The following is a 19774-nucleotide window of genomic DNA, read 5'->3' as shown; positions in this document are numbered from 1 at the left end:
AGGCGAATATGACATCAGTGAACGAGGAACAGGCGGAATTCTGGGGAAACTCGGAACAAGGAACCAAATGGCTGACCTATGAGGATCAGCTTGACCACGCCTTCGCGCCCGTTCTTGATCTCGTTCTGGACCGGGCCGCCCTGTCGGCGGGTATGCAAGTGTTGGATATCGGATGTGGCACGGGCGTCAGCGCAATCGCTGCCGCCCGCGCGGTAGGACCGAACGGGCACGTTCTGGCCGCTGACATTTCACAGCCCTTTCTGGACCGCGCAGCCAAACGCGCTGAAAGCAACGGGATACAGACTATCACTTTTCAGCGCGCGGATGCGCAAACCCACGCGTTTGAACCCGGACAAATGGATGCCGCAATCTCCCGGTTTGGTGTCATGTTCTTTAGCGACTCGATCGCAGCATTCCGAAACATCGCCTTGGCACTGAAACCCGGTGGGCAAATGACGTTCGCTTCCTGGGGGCCATTGGACGTCAACCCGTGGTTCAAGATACCCCATGTCGCCGCCGTTCGGCGAATGGGTCAACCGCCCCGCGTAGACCGCTATGCGCCCGGGCCGCTGGCGTTCCACGACATCGACCATGTCAAAGGTCTGATGACCCAAGCGGGGCTGTCTGAAGTAACCGGCGACGCGATCACAGTGAACCTGACGGGTTTTGGCGGCGTTGAAGGCACGGCGAGGCTGGTGACACGTGTTGGTCCTGCGGGCCGTGTTGTTGCTCATTTCGAAGGGAGTGAGGCTGATACTGACGCTATTCAACAAGCGGTCGCAGAAGAGTTCCGACAGTATCAGTCTGGTTCGGAGATCCTCATCCCGGCGATGATCAACCTCTATCAGGCCCGACGCGCAGAATGATTGGAGCGGGTAGCGGGAATCGAACCCGCGCGTTCAGCTTGGGAAGCTGACAGGCTACCATTACATCATACCCGCCGCTGGGCATTGATTAGCACTGCTCTTTACCGGGGTTCAAGGGTCAACAAACCCTGACAAATCGAAAAGGCCGGATCAAAGATCCGGCCCAATCGATTGTTTTATATACCTTAAGCGCGGCGACGGCGACCGCCGCCACGACGTCCGCGTGCACCCTCGCCTTCGGCTCCGGCCTCGGCGGGTGGTTTGTTGAACCTGATCCACTCACCGCCATGTGCGTCGTTGTTGGTCAGCAGGTTGGCGGCGCGGATGGCCTCCATCTCTTTGCCCGCACGCGGAAGGGTCGAACCCAGACCGAACATCTGTACAAAGGTTTCGTCGTCCATATCCTCGGGCAGAATGATACCGGCGGCAGCAACGGCCTCTTTCTTTTCAGCAATCTTCTTCTGAGTCACCGGCAGAGCCACCGGGTTCATGATCGCCGAAGTCATTCCAGCACCCATTGCCATCGGCAGGAAGGCGTTGTTGATACCGTGACGGTTCGGCAGGCCGAACGAGATGTTGGACGCACCGCATGTGGTGTTCACGCCCAGCTCTTCCCGCAGACGACGGACCAGAGCAAACACCTGCTGGCCAGCAGTTGCCATCGCACCAATCGGCATGACCAGCGGATCGACCACGATGTCATGAGCCGGGATGCCGTGATCGGCTGCACGCTCAACGATGGTTTTGGCGACGGCAAAACGCACATCAGGGTCTTCCGAGATTCCGGTGTCATCGTTCGAGATCGCCACAACGGGTACGTTGTATTTCTTGACCAGTGGCAGAACCAGTTCCAGACGCTCTTCTTCACCGGTGACCGAGTTCAACAGCGGACGACCTTCCGCCGCCTCAAGACCGGCTTCCAAAGCGCCCGGAACCGAGGAATCGATGCAAAGCGGTACATCAACAAGCCCCTGCACCAGCTCGACGATCTTGGTCATCAGCGGCGGCTCGGTCTCGTTCGGGTTGGGGTTCGAGTTGTAGACGACACCTGCGTTGATATCCAGAACGGTCGCGCCTGCAGCGACCTGCGCCAGAGCATCCTTTTCGACTGTCGAGAAATCGCCTGCTTCCAATTCGGCAGCCAGTTTCTTACGGCCCGTTGGGTTGATCCGCTCACCGATAACGCAGAACGGTTCGTCAAAGCCCAGAACGGCAGTTTTTGTTTTTGATTCTACGACTGTACGGGTCATGTCCGTTCCTTAGGAGTTAACCGGCTTTGCCGAAGCGCCGCCGTTGTTGATCGCCCAGTTGGCGTTGGTCTTGATCCCGCCCAGCGGGAAGAAGTGTACCTTGGTGATATTGAAATCCGGGTTGGCTGCCTTGTGATTGGCCAGTTCGGTGACCACATCGGTTGGCTCGTAAGGCAACAGCAGCTTGGACACGTCCATGGCGCGCTTCTGCAGGACTTTCAACGATGGACCAACGCCGCAGGCGATAGCGAATTTGATCAGCGTCTGCAGCTTCGCCGGGCCCGCGATACCGATATGGATCGGCAGATCAATACCCGCTTCTTTCAGGCTATCTGCCCAAGCGATGATCGGCTTGGCGTCGAACGCAAACTGAGTGGCCAGCGCCATTTCGGCGTCGGTGGTTTCCGAAAACTTCTGCTTCCAGCGCAGCGCGTCATCGACATTCTTGGTCGAGCCGTCGGGATCGATATCCTTGTTGCCTTCGGGGTGACCGGCTACGTGCAGTCGCTTGAAACCCGCCTTGTCGAACAGTCCGGTTTCCAGCAGCTGCATCGAGCTGTCGAAATCACCATGCGGTTTGGCGACCCCACCGGCCAGCAGAAGCGCCTGCTCGACACCCGCTTCACCCTGATACATGGAAATCCAGTTTTCCAGCGTCGCGGCATCCTTGATGATCCGTGCCGGGAAATGCGGCATGACAGGGTAACCTTCGGCCGCGATGCGCTTGGCGGTTTTGACCATGTCTTCGATTGGCGTGCCCTCGATATGGGCGATGTAGACACGGGTGCCTTCTGGCAGCAGCGCGCGGAAATCTTCGACCTTTTCCGCAGTGCGCGGCATCACCTCGATCGAGTACCCCTGCAAAAAGGCTTCGACGGTCGGGTTCACAGGGCCGTTTTCGACCGCATCACGTTTCTTGAAGTTCAGCAAAGCCATAGCGGCCTCCCATAAATATCTGGGGCTCATGCCCAACCGTCATTGGCGATCAGGGTCTTGATACGGTCCTGATCGTACTCTGTTTCCAAACGCGCGGCCTCGGCTTCGGCAATTTCGGACGGGTCGCCCTCAACTGCGAAAGGCTCGGCTTTGCGCCACTCGGCCAGATAGGCATCACTATCCTTGGCGTTCACCTTCATTGCGGCCCGGTCGATGGCTTGTTCAAACCGCTCTTCCAACTGCCGCTTAGCGCCACGACGGCCCTTGCCGACGATGACTTGGGCGGGAATATCGCGCCAATATACGATGGTGACGTCAGGCATTACCGTGATTCCTCCTAACCAGATGGACCGGTTCTAAACTTCAATGTGGGTCCAAGTCGGTCGATTTTCGACATACGGCGTATTTGCAGCGACCTTTTTGCCCACGGCTGCGTACCGCAGCTTTTAATGCCTTGGTGGCCAAAACCGAACATCAAAATCCTAATGACTTTAATGAGCGTCTTGCGTGATCCAATTGCGCGACCTATGGTCGGGGTAACTCGAAAATCGGAGGGCGTTTAAGATGGCGCCCAAGCGTCCCAGAGGTGCGGGCGCGTTCCCGAAAGCGGTCGAAAGCCCCGCGCCGGCAAGACCCGATCCAGATGCGTTGTATGCGGCACTGGATTTGGGGACAAATAGCTGCCGCATGTTGATCGCCCAGCCCAAGGGCAGTGGATTTCATGTGGTGGACAGCTTCTCCAAATCGGTGCAGTTGGGTGCCGGTCTGGAACGCACCGGGCGGTTGTCGCGGGCGTCCATGGCACGTACCGTACAGGCGCTGCGGATTTGTCAGCAAAAACTCAAGCGTAACAAGGTCAAGCGCATGCGCTTGATAGCAACCGAGGCTTGCCGTCGCGCCAAGAATTCCCGCGATTTCATCCGGCAAGTTAAACGCGAAACCGGCCTGACGCTCGACATCATCCAGCCCGAGGAAGAAGCACGTCTGGCTGTGATTTCCTGTGCACCGCTGGTGTCGACCAAGACCGAGCAATTGTTGGTCGTCGATATCGGCGGCGGCTCAACCGAATTGGTCTGGATCGACATCTCCTCTGTTCCTCGTCGGGATCGGCCTGCCGCGATTATGAGATTGCATAACGGGTTCCACACACCAGAAAGCCCTTTCCCTGCGGCCAAGGTGGTCGATTGGATCAGCGTCCCGCTGGGCGTGGCAACATTGCGTGATCAGTTCAACGACGTCGAAGACGATGCCGCGCGTTTTGCGCTAATGAGCTGGTTTTTCGAAGAAAATCTGGCCGATTTCGCACCTTACAAGGATGAACAGGCCCGCGAAGGGTTTCAGATTGTGGGCACCAGCGGAACGGTGACCACTGTCGCCGCCTCACACCTTGGCCTCAAGCGCTATGACCGGACGAAGGTGGACGGATTGCGGATGACCAGCGATCAGATTGACAAGGTGATACGAGGCTATCTAGAACTCGGCCCTCGTGGGCGCCGCCGTGATCCCCGGATCGGAGAAGATCGGCAGGCCCTGATCATGTCCGGCTCGGCCATCTTGCAGGCGCTGTTGCGCTGCTGGCCCACCGATCGCCTTTCTGTGGCGGACCGTGGGCTGCGCGAGGGTTTGCTTTATGCGCAAATGAGTGCGGACGGTGTATTGGAAGACGGACCGTTCTGATGGCGAAGACACCAACTGGCAAAAGCAACTCGGGTCGCGGGCAACGCGACCTGAAGGTGAAGGTCAAGACCGCGCGCGGGCGCAAGCTCAGCTCGACCCGCTGGCTGGAACGGCAGTTGAACGACCCCTATGTCAAACGCGCGCAGGTCGAAGGCTATCGCGGACGCGCGGCATTCAAGATACTTGAGTTGGACGACAAGTTCCGGTTTCTCGTACCCGGCGCGCGCGTGGTCGATCTGGGTTGTGCGCCCGGTGGCTGGCTGCAAGTCGCTGTGAAACGCGTCAATGCACTCGGCGAGAAAAGCGGCAAGCGCATCGGCACCGTTCTGGGGGTTGACCTTCAAGAGGTTGAGCCCGTCGCCGGTGCCACCGCGCATGTCCTTGATTTCATGGAAGATGACGCCGATCAGAAGGTCAAGGACTGGCTGGGTGGCAAAGCGGACGTGGTCATGTCTGATATGGCGGCTGCGTCTTCGGGCCACAAACAGACTGACCACCTGCGGATCATGGCCCTGTGCGAAACGGCGGCTTATTTCGCGTTCGACGTGCTGGATGAGGGCGGCACCTTCGTTGCCAAGGTGCTTGCTGGCGGGGCTGAGGGGGACCTTCAGAAACTGCTCAAGCAGAAATTCAACAAGGTTGCCAATGTGAAGCCTCCGGCCTCACGTTCTGATAGTTCCGAGAAGTTTGTTGTCGCCACCGGCTTCCGGGGTTAAGCGGCGTTAATCCAGATCGATCTTTCCCGGCGCTATACTCTGTTTCCGCAGAGACGCTGCAGCTATGCCTTGCAGCAATAGTGCTTCGCCATGATTGATATCGACAGGCTTGCGCGCGCGCAGCTCTTCAATACGCTGGTCAAGCGTCGTTTTACGGGCCGCCGTCAGCGGCTTTGCGAGGGTAGCGGTGCGATCCGGCATACATCACCTGTAGCAATCCGAGTGCTTATACCGGTTGGCTAACCGCAGAATGCGCCGTGAAGATGGCGCAAATCTGCCAGTTCCATGCCAGTTATCTCCCGAGTTCCTGCGCCAGTTGCATTAAGTTTGGATCATCGGGAAGAACTAACAAGGCCTCGTCCAATGTCGCCAACGCAGCCTGAACACCGCGATTGATGTGGGCAAGTTGAACCAGCATCGGCCAAGCCTCAACGCGCTGCGGGTCGAGCGTTACAACCTCGCGGAATGCACGTTCTGCAGCCGGCGCGTTTCTGAGCGTAAGCGCCCAACCACCCAGCACCAAATGGGTCTCAGGAAAGTCCAAACGATTGGAAATGCTACGTTGCCAATCCGCCATGCCCTGCTGCGCGCTTGCGCGTTGGTCTTGCGTCATGGCCTGTGCGGGGATCGATAAGAACTCTTTCGCAGCCGAGATGCGTACATTGCGCATGGGGTCGGATAACAACGGCTCTAACCGCGAAGCGCGCAACTGGGCAGGAACCTGACGCTGCAGTACCGGTCCATTGGCCCGTATCAGTGGGTCCGGATCGGCCAGCAACGGTGCCAGACGCTCGGCAAGATCAGGCGTTGCAAAAGGTTGCAACAAATACAGAGCGGTTGCGCGAACGATACCTGCCTGCCCTTCATCCAGAGCGATCGCGACCAGCGTTTCAGGGTCGTCCAATTGACCACTGCCTGCTGCTGCAAATGTCGTGCCATAATGCGCCACTCTATAGGATGTTTCTGGGAACCAGAGTTCAATCTGCTGCGCCGCCCAAGACTGATCTTCATCCGCATGGCAATCGGTGCAGGCATCAGTTCCGAGCCCCAGATCAGGGCGGGGAATGCGGAAGCTGTGATCGCGCCTGCCATCTACCCCCATATAGACACGCTCGATCATGTGGCAGTTCTTGCATTGGCCACCCGCAGAATTTTCAGCATGTTGGTGATGCGCGGGCGTGTCATATTCGGCCAGCCGAAGGGTCGGGAAATCCGGGTTGCCAGCGGGGGAGTGGCATTGGGTACACAACCCATTACCCTCGGCTTTCACCTCAGCCCGGTGCGGATCGTGGCAATTCATGCAACCCACCCCTTCTGCATACATGCGCGACTGCAGGAATGAGCCATAAACATAGACCTCGTCCAAAATCTGGCCATCTGGGTGATACAAACCCGGTCGCAGCAACGCCAGGTTATAGGCGTCGTGATACGGCTTGCCGGGAAGCGGATTACCATCTTCTAACGCCTCGCGCCGGGAATGACAGCCGGCGCATTGCTGAATTTCCGCTTCTGTCTGCCCCCTGCCCCATGTCGTAGGGAATCCGAACTCGCTCAAACCGTCTTGCAACACTTTTCCGGTCGTCCACTCCAAATGCGCAGAGCCCGGCCCGTGGCAAGCCTCGCACCCGACACCAATTTCGACCTGTGTCGAGGCATAGCGCCTTTCCTCAGAGTCGTAGTTCTTCACATAACCGGTCGCATGACACTCGGCACAGCGGGCGTTCCAGTTTTTGTACGGACCGGTCCAGTGCAGCCCATCATTCGGAGGCAGATCCTGATCCGGGTAAAGGTGGAACCAACGGCCCTTTTCGACGTCCCAAACCACATCAAAACTCTGCAATCGGCCGGGCTCGGTTTCGAAAAGATATTGCTGTAGCGGCGCGATACCAACCACTGAATGGACCGGATAGGTCGTTGTAACGCCGTCTTTTTCGGTGACTTGCGCCGTAAGAGCTCCATCTTGATCCGCAAAGGCCACGCTCATTCCATCATGCGAGAATCGTGTTCCATCGAAATCAGCCTGAACATGGCCGTCTTCCACCTCAGTCCAGGCAAGCGCATGGTATGAGCTTTCCCAGGCTTCGGTTTCTTCCTTATGACAATCCGAGCAAGCGTCTGATCCAACATAGTCCTGCGCCTGCGACTGCTGCGCGGTCGCCCAAAGGATCGCGGTCACCGAGATTGCGCGGAGATACATCATTGCCCCTCTTCGTTTTGCAAATCGATCAGCGCACCGTTGTATTCGGCCCCGAGGATCAGCATGGCCGAGCATAAGTACAGGAAAATCAGCGCTGCCATTGCCCCTGCAAGCCCGGCATACGTCGCGCTATAGGTCGCAAACTTGGCGATGTAGATTGAAAAGCCCCATCCACCTGCAGCCCACAAAGCCAATGTCAGGATTACGCCCGGCAATATCTGTAGTAGGCTGTGCCGTCGGGTGGGCAAGATCAGATGGGCCAAAAGAACGGTGCCAGCGGGGACAGCCACGGTAAAGGTCCATCGCAGACGATCCACCGACAACCAGTTGTCCACATCCACCGCCGTCTTTTCCGAAACCAAACGGGTATAGACCGGCAGAACGACTTCGACCGCCGCGATGGCCAGAATGGCAGCACCGCCGATTATGACCAGCACAAAGCACAGCAGTCGGGTCTTCCAGAACGGCCAATTGTCCGTGTCGTGATAGGCCTGCGCCATCGCCTTTCGCACAGCGGCGACTCCGTTCGAGGCAAAGTAGATCGCCAACAAGCCACCCAAAGTGATCACGCCCGAGCCCGCACCGGCCAGAACAGCACGCAGTTCTGAAACGATGGGATCGGCCACGTCTTTGGGCCACGCGCCAAATATCAGTTCGATCAGTTCATCGGTCACATAGCCCTGTGACAAGGCCCCTGCCAACGCGACCGTGAATAGAACGAATGGAAAAAGGGCCATCATCAACGACATGGCGACGTGGCTGCTCATGACGAAGCCGTTTTTGTCATTAAATCGGCGCACAGCAAGCCAGAGCGCACGCAGGAATTGGCCGAACGAGGGAATCAAAACAGTTGGCATTGCGCTAGCCTAGCCTGCCTTTTCCTTTGGCAGAACCGCCAATCGGATCAGGCCACCGATTTCATGCGTATAACCTTCTGTATGGATTGCATAAACCCGCCAGCCTGTGCAGGATCAATCAAAACACATCCAGGCAGCACTCAGACCAAGGCCATCTTATGACCTCTGACCCAGAAAACAGCCCATCCCGTGCGCGTCCGCAACTGAGCGTATTGCGGGATGTAGCGATCGTGGCCACGCTAATGGTGCTTGGCCTCTATGCAGGGGCAAACTTTCTGGTGCCGTTGACCATGGCGTTACTGGTCAACGTGCTGATCCTGGCCCTTAGCGACCGGGTCATTGCAGTGACGCGGGTGCCAATCTGGTTGGCGAATGTCGCGGGAGTAACGGTTGTATTGGCCGGTTTGTTCATGATCATGTACATACTGGGCAGTCAGGCCACGCAGTTTGCACGCTCGATCAACACCTACGAAAGCCAGTTTGACGGGGCTGTTCATAGAATTACCGGGTTGGTCGGCAACGATGTCACAAGTTTTATCCGAGACAATCTGGTCAGCATCGATATGTCCTATGTCGCTCGGATATTGCTGGGCAGTGCCACATCGCTGCTTAACCAGTTCTTCCTTATCAGCCTTTATGTCGCCTTTTTGATGGCCGAGCGGTTGGCCTTTCGCAAGAAAATCCAGCTTGCCGCCGGCAACCCGCGGCTGGGGGCTGACCTGGCCTTGGTTCTGGATGCGATTTCGTACAGCCTGCAGCGATACGTCGGCGTGAAAACATTTATCAGTCTGATCACCGCCACCATCAGCTACGCCGTATTCAAAGCGCTGGGTCTGGAATATGCTGAAACCTGGGCCGTGCTGACTTTCGCCCTGAATTTCATCCCGTCAATCGGTTCGATCATCGCCGTCATCTTTCCCGCAATGATCGCTCTGGTTCAGTTTGAGACGATCGGGCCATTTCTCGTGATCGTTCTGGGGTGCGGCACACTACAGTTTCTAATCGGCAACTTTCTGGATCCGGCTATGCTGGGCCGATCGCTGAACATGTCGACCTTCCTAGTGATTTTGGCATTAACTTTCTGGACTACGGTCTGGGGTCTGATCGGAGCGTTCCTGAGTGTGCCTTTGACCGTCTGCATCCTGATCATCTTCAGCCACATCCCCGCGCTGCGCCCTGTCGCGATCTTGATGTCTTTGGATGGAAGGCTCGGTGAGGATGATCGGTCGTCAACCGAACATTCGGCTTGAACGTCCGTCAACTTTGACAGCTAGCGACGAGGGCGCGTCGATCTTTCAACCTCAGCCGACCATACCCGCCTTCGATCAAGTCCAATTCGATAAGCCTGTGTAATGCTCGGTGAAGCGTTGGCGCAGAGACTGCAATCATAGCCGCCAGCTCTTCCTGCGAAACCGGTATCCAACCCTCTGCATCGGATGTCACCTCATCCAGATGCAGCAGCCTCAAAACCAGCCGTTTCTCGGTGCCGGTCACCGCAAGATTGGCTACGATACGCAGGGCTTTTTGCATGTTTTCATGACTCAAAGCGTAGAAATCCCGAACAAAGTCAGGAGAATCCTGCACTAAGCGTTCTAGCCGCGAGGCCGGAAAGAAAAGCGTCTCGGTTGGCCGAGTCGCTACCACGCTGATCAGCCGATGTGCAGTCGCAAACAACGCGAGATCGCCGATCCAAAAGCCACGTCCCTCTTGGTGTATGACAAATTCCTGACCGTCATCTGCGGGGACGGTGATCTTAACACTACCATCCAATACAGCGTGGATCCCGTTGGCGGGATCACCCTGGACAAACAAAGCTTCGTCAGCACCGTAAGTTCGGCGCACGGCACTGCGTAACAGTGCATCCTGAAAGGCGGGAGATCTGGTTTTGAACCAGGAACTTTCCTGCAGCGCGTCTAGATCAGTTTCAATTAATGCCATCTATATATTTAAACTTCATCATATGATAAATTTCAATCAGGCTCACTGGCCTACATTACTTACACACGAATCCCGCAATCTGGCTATTTTCGCGGGATATCCAATGCTTAACGACTGCAACTAATCCTATTCTGGACACAAGTCTCAGATAGTTCACAGGGACAAATTGTCCACAAGTTCAGGAGTAAAACATGTTAACTACAACCAGGTTCTTGGAAAGCTGGCGTATCGGACTGCGCCGTACCGCAGCAGCGTCGATTGCGGTTCTGGTCGCACTGCCCGCATGGGCGCAGGATCAAAAACCCAACATTTTGGTCATTTGGGGCGATGACATCGGCCAATCCAACATTTCGGCCTACACAATGGGCCTTATGGGATACCAGACCCCCAATATCGACAGGGTCGCCGATGAAGGCATGATCTTCACCGATTATTATGGCGAGCAATCCTGCACAGCTGGCCGCTCATCTTACATCATGGGCCAATCGGTGTTCCGGACTGGACTGTCCAAGGTTGGCTTGCCTGGCGCTAAAGAAGGGATGCAGATCGAAGACCCCACGATTGCAGGGTTGCTTAAGGATCATGGGTACGTGACCGGCCAGTTTGGCAAGAACCACCTGGGCGACCGGGATGAGCATCTGCCGACAAATCACGGATTTGATGAGTTTTTTGGGAATCTCTATCACCTCAATGCCGAAGAAGAACCCGAGCATGAAGATTATCCCGGGGACGCGGTTCTGCCCGACGGGCGCACGTTCCGCGAGGCCTATGGTCCGCGCGGTGTGATCAAGTCCAGCGCAGGCGGCCCCATCGAAGACACCGGTCCACTGACACGCAAACGCATGGAAACGGTGGATCAGGAAACCCTGGAAGCTGCCGTTGAGTTCATTCGTGAGGCCAACCAGAACGGCACACCATTCTATGTCTGGTGGAATGGCACACGCATGCATTTCCGCACCCATGTCGGGGAAGAAATGCGCGAAACAGCCAACGAAATCCTAGGTAGTCCGGCCGATGAATACACGGCGGGCATGATCGAACATGACATTCAGGTCGGCCAACTGCTTGATCTGCTGGACGAACTCGGCATCGCCGACAACACTATCGTTCATTATTCCACCGATAACGGCCCGCATTACAACACTTGGCCGGATGCCGCTTCGACACCGTTCTGGGGCGAAAAGAATACCAACTGGGAAGGCGGCTGGCGCGTACCATCCATGGTGCGTTGGCCCGGTAAGATCGAAGCGGGTTCGATCTCGAACGAAATCGTGCATCACATGGATTGGCTGCCCACCTATCTGGCGGTCGCTGGCGACCCCGAAATCAAGGAAAAGCTGAAAGCCGGCTATTCCTCACCTGCCATGGGTCGCGACTACAAAGTGCATCTGGATGGCTACAACATCTTGCCACTGCTGACCGGTGAGACCACTGAAAGCCCCCGCCGAGAAATCTTTTATTTCACGGATGACGGCGACCTGTCCGCTTTGCGTTTTGACGACTGGAAGCTGATCTTTTTGGAGCAAAAAGCATGGGCCACCCTGCGCGCATGGATGGAACCATTCACGGAACTGCGCGTGCCGATCATCGTGAATTTGCGCCGCGACCCTTATGAGCGTGGATACCGTACATCCAACACATACTACGACTGGATGATCGACCGGGTGTATTTCCTAGTACCGGCGCAGCAATATGTGGCGAGTTTCCTGAGTACTTTCCAAGAATTCCCACCACGTCAGAAGGCGGCCAGCTTCAGCCTTGATCAGGTGATGCAGAAATTGGCCACACCAACTTCGAACTAGAAAACAAGACAGGGGCCGCCGTAAAGCGCGGCCCCTTTTTCCAGTATCAGAGGCTATTACATGAGATTTCTCAAACTCACGGCGTTTATAGCCACCGTCCCCCTTGTGGCGTTCGCAGACCCCCTGCCCAGCTGGACCGACTCGGCATCAAAACAGCAGATCATCGACTTTGTTGACGCGGTCAGCGACCCGGCGAATGAACTCTATGTCACTCCCGCCGACCGGATTGCGGTGTTTGACAATGACGGCACGCTCTGGGCTGAACAACCGGTCTATTTTCAGTTCATATTTGCCATGGACCAACTGGCAGAGCTTGCTAAACAAGACCCATCAATCTTATCGACCCCAGCGTTGAAAGCGGCTGCTGAGGGTGATCTGAAAACCATTCTGGAAGGCGGGCACGACGCTCTGATCGAAGTGGTCAACGCATCGCATTCCGGCAGCAGCGTTGAAGTATTTCAGGCGTCGGTGGCCGATTGGCTTAGTACTGCACGACATCCCGAGACCGATCTGCCCTACGACCAGATGACCTATCAGCCGATGGTCGAGCTGTTGCGCTACCTGCGGGATGAGGATTTCAAAACTTATATCGTTTCAGGCGGAGGCCTGCATTTCATGCGTGTCTTCGCCGAACAGGCCTATGGCATCCCGCCCGAACAGATTCTGGGCACCTATGGGGAAACAACTTATGACAGCGAAAACGGCACGCCCGTAATCAACAAGGCCCCCGGCATCGCCTTCATCGATGATAAAGAGGGCAAACCTATCAATATCGAGCGCACCATCGGCAAGCGTCCCATATTTGCCGGAGGAAACTCGGACGGGGATTTTGCCATGCTTGAATGGACCACCGCAGGCGACGGGCCACGGCTGGGCGTTTTGATCCATCACACTGATGCGGATCGCGAATGGGCCTACGACCGCGAAAGCCCGGTTGGACGGCTAGTCGATGGGTTGGACAAAGGCCCGGATATGGGATGGGTCATTGTTGATATGGCCAACGACTGGTCCCGCATCTACACTGGGGCAAACTAAGCAACCCGGATCGCTGCGCCCCGATGTGGACATTACTCGTCTCGTTTTTTCTGTTTTCACTCTATTGCGTAGCGGTCGTCTTTGCAGTTCGCGCTGCGCAGACTGCACGCACACCACAAGGAGCGGTTGGCTGGGTTGTGTTCCTGCTGTCGGCCCCGATGTTTGGCGTGCCGCTGTATCTATTCCTCGGTCACCATCGGTTCAGAGGATACCGGATCGCTCGGCAAGAAAGTGAGCGCGTCGTCGAAGGGATCAAGACCTTTGCCGATTTCTCGAAACCCGACCCTCAGACGATGCGAGTCAATCCTCGCGCGTTTGAAGCGCTGGCCCATTTGCCCGTCTCACGTGGGAATGGAGCCGAGCTGCTGATCGACGGCGAAGCTACGTTTGATGCCATTCTCGACGCCATAGATAAGGCCGAGAATTACGTTCTGATCCAGTTCTACATCGTCCGGGATGATGATCTTGGGCGAAGGGTGCGGGACCGGCTGATCGCCGCGGTCAAGCGTGGCGTACATGTTCGGTTCATGACCGATGCAGTGGGTAGCTATGGCTTGCCGTCCAGCTATTTTGAGACGCTGCGCCAGGCCGGTGTGGATGTTGCAGATCCCCGCGAACAACGCGGGCCCAATTTCCGGTTTCAACTGAACTATCGCAACCACCGAAAAACTGTGATCGTGGATGGCAATGTCGGCTTTATCGGTGGTCACAACATCGGCGTTGAATACTTGGGGCAAAGCCCTCGGTTCGGTCGCTGGCGGGACACGCATATAAAGATGACCGGCCACGTAGTACGGCAACTGCAATTGATTTTTACCGAGGATTGGCACTGGGCGCGCAGCGAAGACCTGATCGACCAACTCGATTGGGCTGGAACTGAATCTGATCAGGACATGAATGCGCTGCTGGTGGCAACGGGCCCGGGCGACGAAACAGAAACCGGCGCAATGATGTTCTTTGCGGCCATCACCGAGGCGAAAGAACGGCTTTGGATCGCCTCGCCCTATTTTGTGCCCGACATCGACATCATGACCGCGCTACAGCACGCGGCGTTGCGTGGTGTGGATGTACGAATACTCGTGCCGGATGTCATCGACCATCGTCTGCCCTGGCTGGCCGCTTTTGCCTATTTCGACGAAATCCGAGACTGTGGCGCCCGGGTGTTTCGCTATACCGACGGCTTCATGCATCAAAAAGCGTTTGTTGTAGACGATACCTTGGCCGCCGTTGGCACCACCAATCTGGACAACCGATCTTTCCGTCTGAACTTTGAGGCGATGGCCCTGTTCTTTGATCGTCGCGCAGCAAACGCAGTGGCTGCGATGCTGGAAACCGATTTTGAAGCAAGTTACGAATTGACCCGCAATTTGCCCCAGCAACCGTTCCACATCCGTTTTGGTGCGCCGCTTGCTCGGTTGTTTGCACCGATCCTCTAGTTCAGGAACCGTTCTTCAAACACCCGCGTCATGAGGGCCACCAGGAACGCGGTCGACAGCCCAAAGGCCAGTAGGCCAGTGACCGATGCAAACGCTCCGAAGATGCGCAGCCCTTCGCCCAAGACGATGTCGCCGTAACCCAGCGTTGTGAACGTCACCAATGAGAAATAGAGGGCCGAATTCCAATCCGGCAGCACATCACCCCACACCCAGACAATCGCCCAGATCCAGACCTGAACCGTATGGGTCAGCACGATAAACACCAGCGCCACGCTGATCGGGCCTGCGGTTGCAAGGATAGTGCTGCGCGTCTCCCATTTCGCGACCAGTTTTCGGATGACCAGAACGCACCATGTCAGCAGCATGATTTCGATCAGAAAACAAATACCCAGATAGAAGCTGCCCCAAATGATTTGTTGCGACAATGTCATGTAAACGGCCTTTGTTCTGATCGCTGAAAACTGTGCAAGCATGGGGGTTTCGCGCGTTGCCGACAACCCCATGCGATGCGTAAGGCTGCGGCGAATAGAACCGATCTCGGCTCTGGACACTGGCGCGCCGCGTTGCACATTGTGACGGGACCAGATGAGAGTTTGCATGTTGCTATCAATTGATCACGTTCGAAAATCCTATCCCGGTGGGCGACCTGTCCTGACCGATGTTTCATTGACGTTGGAACAAGGGCAGACCTTGGCGCTGACCGGAGAAAGTGGCAGTGGCAAAAGCACATTATTGCATCTGGTGGCGGCGCTGGATGGGTTTGATAGCGGAGAGATTACTCTGGACGGGCGCGCCATGTCGGCCCTGAATGATGCGGAACGCGCCGAATTGCGTCGCGGCACCCTGTCTCTGGTCTTTCAGCAGTTCAACCTGATCCCGTCGCTGACCGTTGCCCAGAACCTCTCGATCCATGCGCGACTTGTGGGTCGGAACGACCCGGATTGGGTTGTCCACCTGACCGAGCGCCTTGGCCTGAGAGAACTGCAAGATCGCTACCCCGAGAACCTTTCGGGCGGACAGCAGCAGCGGGTTGCCATCGGACGCGCCATGGCGATCCGACCACGATTGCTGCTAGCGGATGAGCCGACGGGCAATCTGGACGAAACAGCAAGTGCGGTGGTGCTGGACCTGATGCTTTCATTGGTTGCCGATACCGGCGCTGCGCTCCTGCTGGTCACCCACTCGAATGACATCGCCAGCCGTCTCGACCGACGTGCCCACCTGACGGGCGGGCATATCGCATGACACGCGCTGCGGTCCTGGCGCTGGTGTCCCATTGGCGGATGCACCCATTGCAATTGATGACGCTTCTGACGGGTATCGCGCTGGCAACTTGTCTGTGGTCGGCCGTGCAAGCCATCAATGCCGAAGCGCGCGCCAGCTATGAACGCGCCAGCGCCCAGCTTGCCATCGGACAATTCGACGAACTGCGCGCCTCCGGTTCCACGATCCCTCTTTCCCGCTACGCCGAGCTCAGGCGCGCAGGTTGGCAAGTGGCGGCCGTCTTAGAAGGCACGCTGCGCATCAAGGGCCGTTCCGTACGTCTGATGGGGGTGGATTTGGTGGCCTACCCTGTCCTGCCCGCGATCACCCAGATCGAGCAAGGCGCGGATGCCCCCGACCCAGCTGATATGCTGACAGCTCCGGGGCGGCTGCTGATGTCACCCGCCCTGGCCCCGCTGTTTCAATCTAGCGACGACTTCCCACCGGTGCTTTCCAGCACCGCGCTGCCACCTGATCTGGTGCTCACCGATATTGGAGTGGCCGAGCGTATTCTGAACCGTCCCGGTCAGATTTCCCGTCTGGTGATCTTGCCCAATCAGCCCCGTGGTGTCCCGTCTCTGTCAGAACTTGCGCCTGAACTTCAACGCATTAGCCCCTCGGCCCAATTGGATACCGCGCAACTTACCGACAGCTTTCACCTGAACCTCTCAGCCTTCGGCTTGCTGTCTTTCGCCGTCGGCCTGTTCATCGTTCACGGAACGGTCGGCCTCGCCTTCGCGCAGAGGCGTGGCACTATCCGTACATTAAGGGCGTTGGGCCTTCCCATGCGGGGCCTGATCTGGATCGTTCTGGGTGAATTACTTCTCTTGGCCCTGATCGGTGGCCTGTTCGGGTTAATCCTGGGGTATTTTCTGGCTGGAGCCTTGTTGCCTGATGTCGCCGCCACGTTGCGCGGCCTCTACGGGGCAACAATCGACGGGCAGATGTCATTACGCCCCCAATGGGTCGCCGCAGGTCTTGCGATGGCAACAGGCGGCACGTTGGCGGCCAGTGGCCACGCTCTTTGGCGACTTTCGCGCATGCCCATCCTCGCAGGGCCGGGCTTACAAGCTTGGCGTTGCAGTAAAGCCTCGGCCCAGATTACAGGCGCATGTGGCCTAGCCCTGCTAGCAGTGGGCTTTATCGCATATTTCACAATCGGCGGACTTATCGCAGGATTTGCCTTGCTTGCCGGGATGCTGACCGGAGCGGCCTTGTTGCTGCCGCTCGCACTGTCAGGGATATTGACCTTGTGCCTGCGCCGGGCCCGCACGCCTGTTGGTCAATGGGTGCTCGCGGACATGCGGGCGCAATTGCCCGGTCTGTCACTTGCGCTGATGGCCTTGCTGCTAGCGCTCGCCGCGAATATCGGCGTGGGCACAATGGTTTCAAGCTTCCGCCTCACCTTTACTGGCTGGCTCGATCAACGGCTGACCTCCGAACTTTACGTGACCGCAGCCGACAATGCACAAGGCGCAGCCCTTATCGATTGGCTCGCCCCAAGGGCGTCAGCTGTCCTACCCATTCGCAGCACCGAATTGCTGCACGAGACCGGGCCGTTGTTTCTGTACGGGATTGTTGATCACGATAGCTATCGCAACAACTGGCCACTGATCGCCAAGGATCCCGACGTCTGGGACAACGTCCTGTATCGCGGCGCCGTACTCATCAACGAGCAACTCGCACGACGCGCGGATCTATGGCCTGGAGATACCATCTCGATCACACCCGAGCACAGCTTGCCGATTGCAGGTGTCTATTCCGATTACGGGAACCCGACAGGTCAGGCCATCGTCGCTATGCCGATGCTAGATCAGATTGCCCCGGATACGGATACACGCCGCTTCGGCATCCGCATCATGCCGGATCAGGCCTCGGAGCTGGCACAGGCGTTGCGTGACCAATTTGACCTACCCCCATCGGCAGTTGTGCAGCAGGCCGCTATGAAAGCGCAATCGATGGCTGTTTTTGAGAAAACTTTCGTCGTCACCTCAGCGCTGAATGTCCTGACACTGGGCGTTGCGGGGTTCGCGATACTCACCAGTTTGCTGACATTGTGGACCCAGCGCCTGCCTCAGGTCGCACCGGTCTGGGCGCTGGGCCTTACGCGCGCGCAACTGGCCAAGCTAGAGCTTCTGCGCAGTGTCCTGCTTGCGGTGATGACCGCTTGCTTTGCCCTTCCATTGGGCCTTGTATTGGCATGGGTGCTGCTGGCCGTGATCAACGTGCAGGCCTTCGGATGGCGCTTGCCCATGTATTTGTTCCCAACTGATTGGCTGAGCTTATTCCTGCTGACTCTGGTTGCCGCCGTGCTCGCAGCGGCCCTACCCGCATTACGATTGCTCCGCCTACCACCTGCTGCGCTGTTGAGGGTTTTTGCCAATGAACGTTAAAGCCTTCATTCTGTTCATCCTCCTTCCAATTACTGGTTGGGCGCAGGGTTATGCCGGGTTGGGCGGCAATGCGGATGGCTTTACGCGTCCTGAACCGGGCTACAGCTTTCAGTTTCCGCAAGATCACGGCGCCCATCCGGATTATCGGATTGAATGGTGGTATCTGACGGCAAACCTCAAAGACGCAGAGGGTCGCGACTATGGCATACAATGGACCTTATTCCGTTCGGCACTGAAACCATCCGAAGCTGACGGCTGGCAAAACCCACAGATCTGGATGGGCCATGCCGCGCTCACAACGCCAGAAACACACTATTTCGCCGAACGACTCTCTCGCGGCGGTGTCGGACAGGCTGGCGTCACGGCCCATCCGTTTGAGGCATGGATCGATGAATGGCACATGCGCGGCGATGATTTGGAAACCCTAAGCCTGACAGCAAACGGATCAGACTTTGGGTATAATCTGACTCTGAAGGCCCAAGGCCCATTGGTGTTTCACGGGGCCGAGGGGTATTCGGTGAAATCCGCCGATGGTCAGGCCAGCTATTACTATTCACAACCCTTCTACTCGGTCGAGGGCACGCTCCACCTGCCCAACGAAGATGTCGAGGTCGCCGGCCAGGGTTGGCTGGATCGCGAATGGTCTTCGCAACCCTTGGCCGAAGATCAAAGCGGCTGGGACTGGTTCTCGCTCAGCTTTGACGACGGTGACAAGCTGATGGCCTTCCGCCTACGCGGGGATCGAGGGGATTTCACAGCCGCTACATGGATTGAGCCTGATGGGCAAACGACCCCCCTGCCCGATGGCTCAGTTCTGCTAATGCCCCTTGAAACCGCCCGCGTGGCGCATCGTGACGTTCCGATCAAATGGCAGGTATCCTTGCCGGATCGCGGGATCGATGTTGAAGTCGATGCCATAACCCCGAAAGCCTGGATGGGAACCCGGTTCGAATACTGGGAAGGCCCAATCACCATCACAGGTAGCCACACAGGACGCGGATATCTTGAGATGACGGGGTATTGAAGTTGAAATTTCGTGTTCTTTCAAGCTAGCGGATGTCCCCAAACGGGGTCAGAGCTTGCTTTTCAGGGTCATGCAATACCCAGCGCCCACTTATTCAAATTCGAGACCATGTGGAAATCCAGTTCCCACTCCTGGTCATATTCAGAGGCACAAGAAACAACACGCCGAACCGTCCCACACATCATAGTGATATTCCCGAGCTGTTTGCAGGGCTTTGTTGGTATTTGATGTCGGAGCTGAAGATCAGTTTCACGACACTGAACCTCGTCGTATTATAACATACTCGACTATCCTGAGTGCGATAAACACCCGGTCAGGATTGCACATATTTTTAATCGATGGGAGGCGAGGGAATCAGAAAAATCGCTTTGTCATAACACGTTA

General features: G+C 56.9%; 18 protein-coding genes and 1 tRNA gene. 10 read left to right on the top strand and 9 right to left on the bottom strand.

Translation table 11 applies throughout. The annotated features are described in order from the left end of the window. The first annotated feature begins 8 nt into the window (after positions 1-8). On the top strand, positions 9-866 hold the full coding sequence (locus ACR0MJ_RS04805) for a class I SAM-dependent methyltransferase (protein WP_480759539.1): 858 nt from the start codon (positions 9-11) through the stop codon (positions 864-866). A 1-nt stretch (position 867) separates the two neighbouring features. On the opposite strand, the gene ACR0MJ_RS04800 is transcribed toward ACR0MJ_RS04805, so the two are convergent. The 4 genes from ACR0MJ_RS04800 to ACR0MJ_RS04785 form a co-directional block, all read right to left on the bottom strand. Next, positions 868-941 (bottom strand) — tRNA-Gly (locus tag ACR0MJ_RS04800). 110 nt (positions 942-1051) lie between these two features. After that, on the bottom strand, positions 1052-2116 hold the full coding sequence (locus ACR0MJ_RS04795; protein WP_170393018.1) for a methyltetrahydrofolate cobalamin methyltransferase: 1065 nt from the start codon (positions 2114-2116) through the stop codon (positions 1052-1054). A gap of 9 nt (positions 2117-2125) precedes the next feature. Beyond that, complete coding sequence (locus ACR0MJ_RS04790) at positions 2126-3052, bottom strand: methylenetetrahydrofolate reductase (protein WP_170393017.1); 927 nt, start codon at positions 3050-3052, stop codon at positions 2126-2128. A gap of 26 nt (positions 3053-3078) precedes the next feature. Further along, on the bottom strand, positions 3079-3375 hold the full coding sequence (locus ACR0MJ_RS04785) for a virulence factor (protein ID WP_170393016.1): 297 nt from the start codon (positions 3373-3375) through the stop codon (positions 3079-3081). Positions 3376-3616: 241 nt separating this feature from the next. Here ACR0MJ_RS04785 and ACR0MJ_RS04780 point away from each other — a divergent pair, with 241 nt between their 5' ends. Together ACR0MJ_RS04780 and ACR0MJ_RS04775 are read left to right on the top strand one after the other, a co-directional pair. Continuing rightward, positions 3617-4729, top strand: a complete 1113-nt coding sequence (locus tag ACR0MJ_RS04780; protein ID WP_170393015.1) for a Ppx/GppA phosphatase family protein — start codon at positions 3617-3619, stop codon at positions 4727-4729. Continuing rightward, entirely contained in the window at positions 4729-5445 is a 717-nt protein-coding gene (locus ACR0MJ_RS04775; protein WP_480759536.1) for an RlmE family RNA methyltransferase, read from the top strand. The genes ACR0MJ_RS04780 and ACR0MJ_RS04775 overlap by 1 nt, the downstream gene beginning before the upstream one ends. Before the next feature lie 6 nt (positions 5446-5451). On the opposite strand, the gene ACR0MJ_RS04770 is transcribed toward ACR0MJ_RS04775, so the two are convergent. From ACR0MJ_RS04770 to ACR0MJ_RS04760, 3 genes are all read right to left on the bottom strand, one after another. Beyond that, positions 5452-5646 carry a hypothetical protein gene (locus ACR0MJ_RS04770; protein ID WP_170393013.1) on the bottom strand — a complete coding sequence of 65 codons (195 nt, stop codon included), beginning with the start codon at positions 5644-5646 and terminating at the stop codon, positions 5452-5454. 91 nt (positions 5647-5737) lie between these two features. Further along, positions 5738-7642: a cytochrome c3 family protein gene (locus ACR0MJ_RS04765; RefSeq protein WP_480760290.1), complete on the bottom strand. Its 1905-nt coding sequence runs from the start codon at positions 7640-7642 to the stop codon at positions 5738-5740. Continuing rightward, positions 7642-8499: a YihY/virulence factor BrkB family protein gene (locus tag ACR0MJ_RS04760; RefSeq protein WP_170393012.1), complete on the bottom strand. Its 858-nt coding sequence runs from the start codon at positions 8497-8499 to the stop codon at positions 7642-7644. The genes ACR0MJ_RS04765 and ACR0MJ_RS04760 overlap by 1 nt, the downstream gene beginning before the upstream one ends. Positions 8500-8657: 158 nt before the next feature. On the opposite strand from ACR0MJ_RS04760, the gene ACR0MJ_RS04755 reads away from it, so the two are divergent. Then, positions 8658-9749: an AI-2E family transporter gene (locus ACR0MJ_RS04755; protein WP_170393011.1), complete on the top strand. Its 1092-nt coding sequence runs from the start codon at positions 8658-8660 to the stop codon at positions 9747-9749. Positions 9750-9756: 7 nt separating this feature from the next. On the opposite strand, the gene ACR0MJ_RS04750 is transcribed toward ACR0MJ_RS04755, so the two are convergent. Next, positions 9757-10437, bottom strand: coding sequence for a Crp/Fnr family transcriptional regulator (locus ACR0MJ_RS04750; RefSeq protein WP_223118021.1), 681 nt, complete (start codon positions 10435-10437; stop codon positions 9757-9759). A 191-nt stretch (positions 10438-10628) separates the two neighbouring features. Here ACR0MJ_RS04750 and ACR0MJ_RS04745 point away from each other — a divergent pair, with 191 nt between their 5' ends. Genes ACR0MJ_RS04745 through cls form a run of 3 tightly spaced genes read left to right on the top strand, consistent with a single transcriptional unit; the run spans position 10629 to position 14710 of the window. Then, positions 10629-12239 (top strand): arylsulfatase, encoded by a 1611-nt coding sequence (locus tag ACR0MJ_RS04745; protein WP_255612093.1) that lies wholly within the window; start codon positions 10629-10631, stop codon positions 12237-12239. A 60-nt stretch (positions 12240-12299) separates the two neighbouring features. Beyond that, positions 12300-13274, top strand: a complete 975-nt coding sequence (locus ACR0MJ_RS04740) for an HAD family hydrolase (protein ID WP_480759532.1) — start codon at positions 12300-12302, stop codon at positions 13272-13274. Positions 13275-13297: 23 nt separating this feature from the next. Further along, on the top strand, positions 13298-14710 hold the full coding sequence (gene cls / locus ACR0MJ_RS04735) for a cardiolipin synthase (protein ID WP_480759528.1): 1413 nt from the start codon (positions 13298-13300) through the stop codon (positions 14708-14710). Here the strand turns inward: cls and ACR0MJ_RS04730 are convergent. Beyond that, positions 14707-15309 carry a potassium channel family protein gene (locus ACR0MJ_RS04730; protein WP_370644421.1) on the bottom strand — a complete coding sequence of 201 codons (603 nt, stop codon included), beginning with the start codon at positions 15307-15309 and terminating at the stop codon, positions 14707-14709. The genes cls and ACR0MJ_RS04730 overlap by 4 nt on opposite strands. Between ACR0MJ_RS04730 and ACR0MJ_RS04725 the strand changes: the two genes are divergently transcribed. Genes ACR0MJ_RS04725 through ACR0MJ_RS04715 form a run of 3 tightly spaced genes read left to right on the top strand, consistent with a single transcriptional unit; the run spans position 15308 to position 19390 of the window. Continuing rightward, the gene (locus ACR0MJ_RS04725) at positions 15308-15955 is read left to right on the top strand and encodes an ABC transporter ATP-binding protein (protein WP_170646116.1); all 648 of its coding nucleotides are present in this window, start codon (positions 15308-15310) and stop codon (positions 15953-15955) included. The two genes, ACR0MJ_RS04730 and ACR0MJ_RS04725, sit on opposite strands and share 2 nt — an antisense overlap. Beyond that, the gene (locus ACR0MJ_RS04720; RefSeq protein ID WP_480759523.1) at positions 15952-18366 is read left to right on the top strand and encodes an ABC transporter permease; all 2415 of its coding nucleotides are present in this window, start codon (positions 15952-15954) and stop codon (positions 18364-18366) included. The genes ACR0MJ_RS04725 and ACR0MJ_RS04720 overlap by 4 nt, the downstream gene beginning before the upstream one ends. Next, the gene (locus ACR0MJ_RS04715; protein WP_480759521.1) at positions 18356-19390 is read left to right on the top strand and encodes a lipocalin-like domain-containing protein; all 1035 of its coding nucleotides are present in this window, start codon (positions 18356-18358) and stop codon (positions 19388-19390) included. Before ACR0MJ_RS04720 ends, ACR0MJ_RS04715 begins: the two co-directional genes overlap by 11 nt. Positions 19391-19774 lie beyond the last annotated feature (384 nt).

Source organism: Ruegeria sp. C6 (assembly GCF_056537625.1).
Note: the sequence above shows the minus strand (reverse complement) of the source record. Positions and strands in the feature narration are given on the sequence as shown.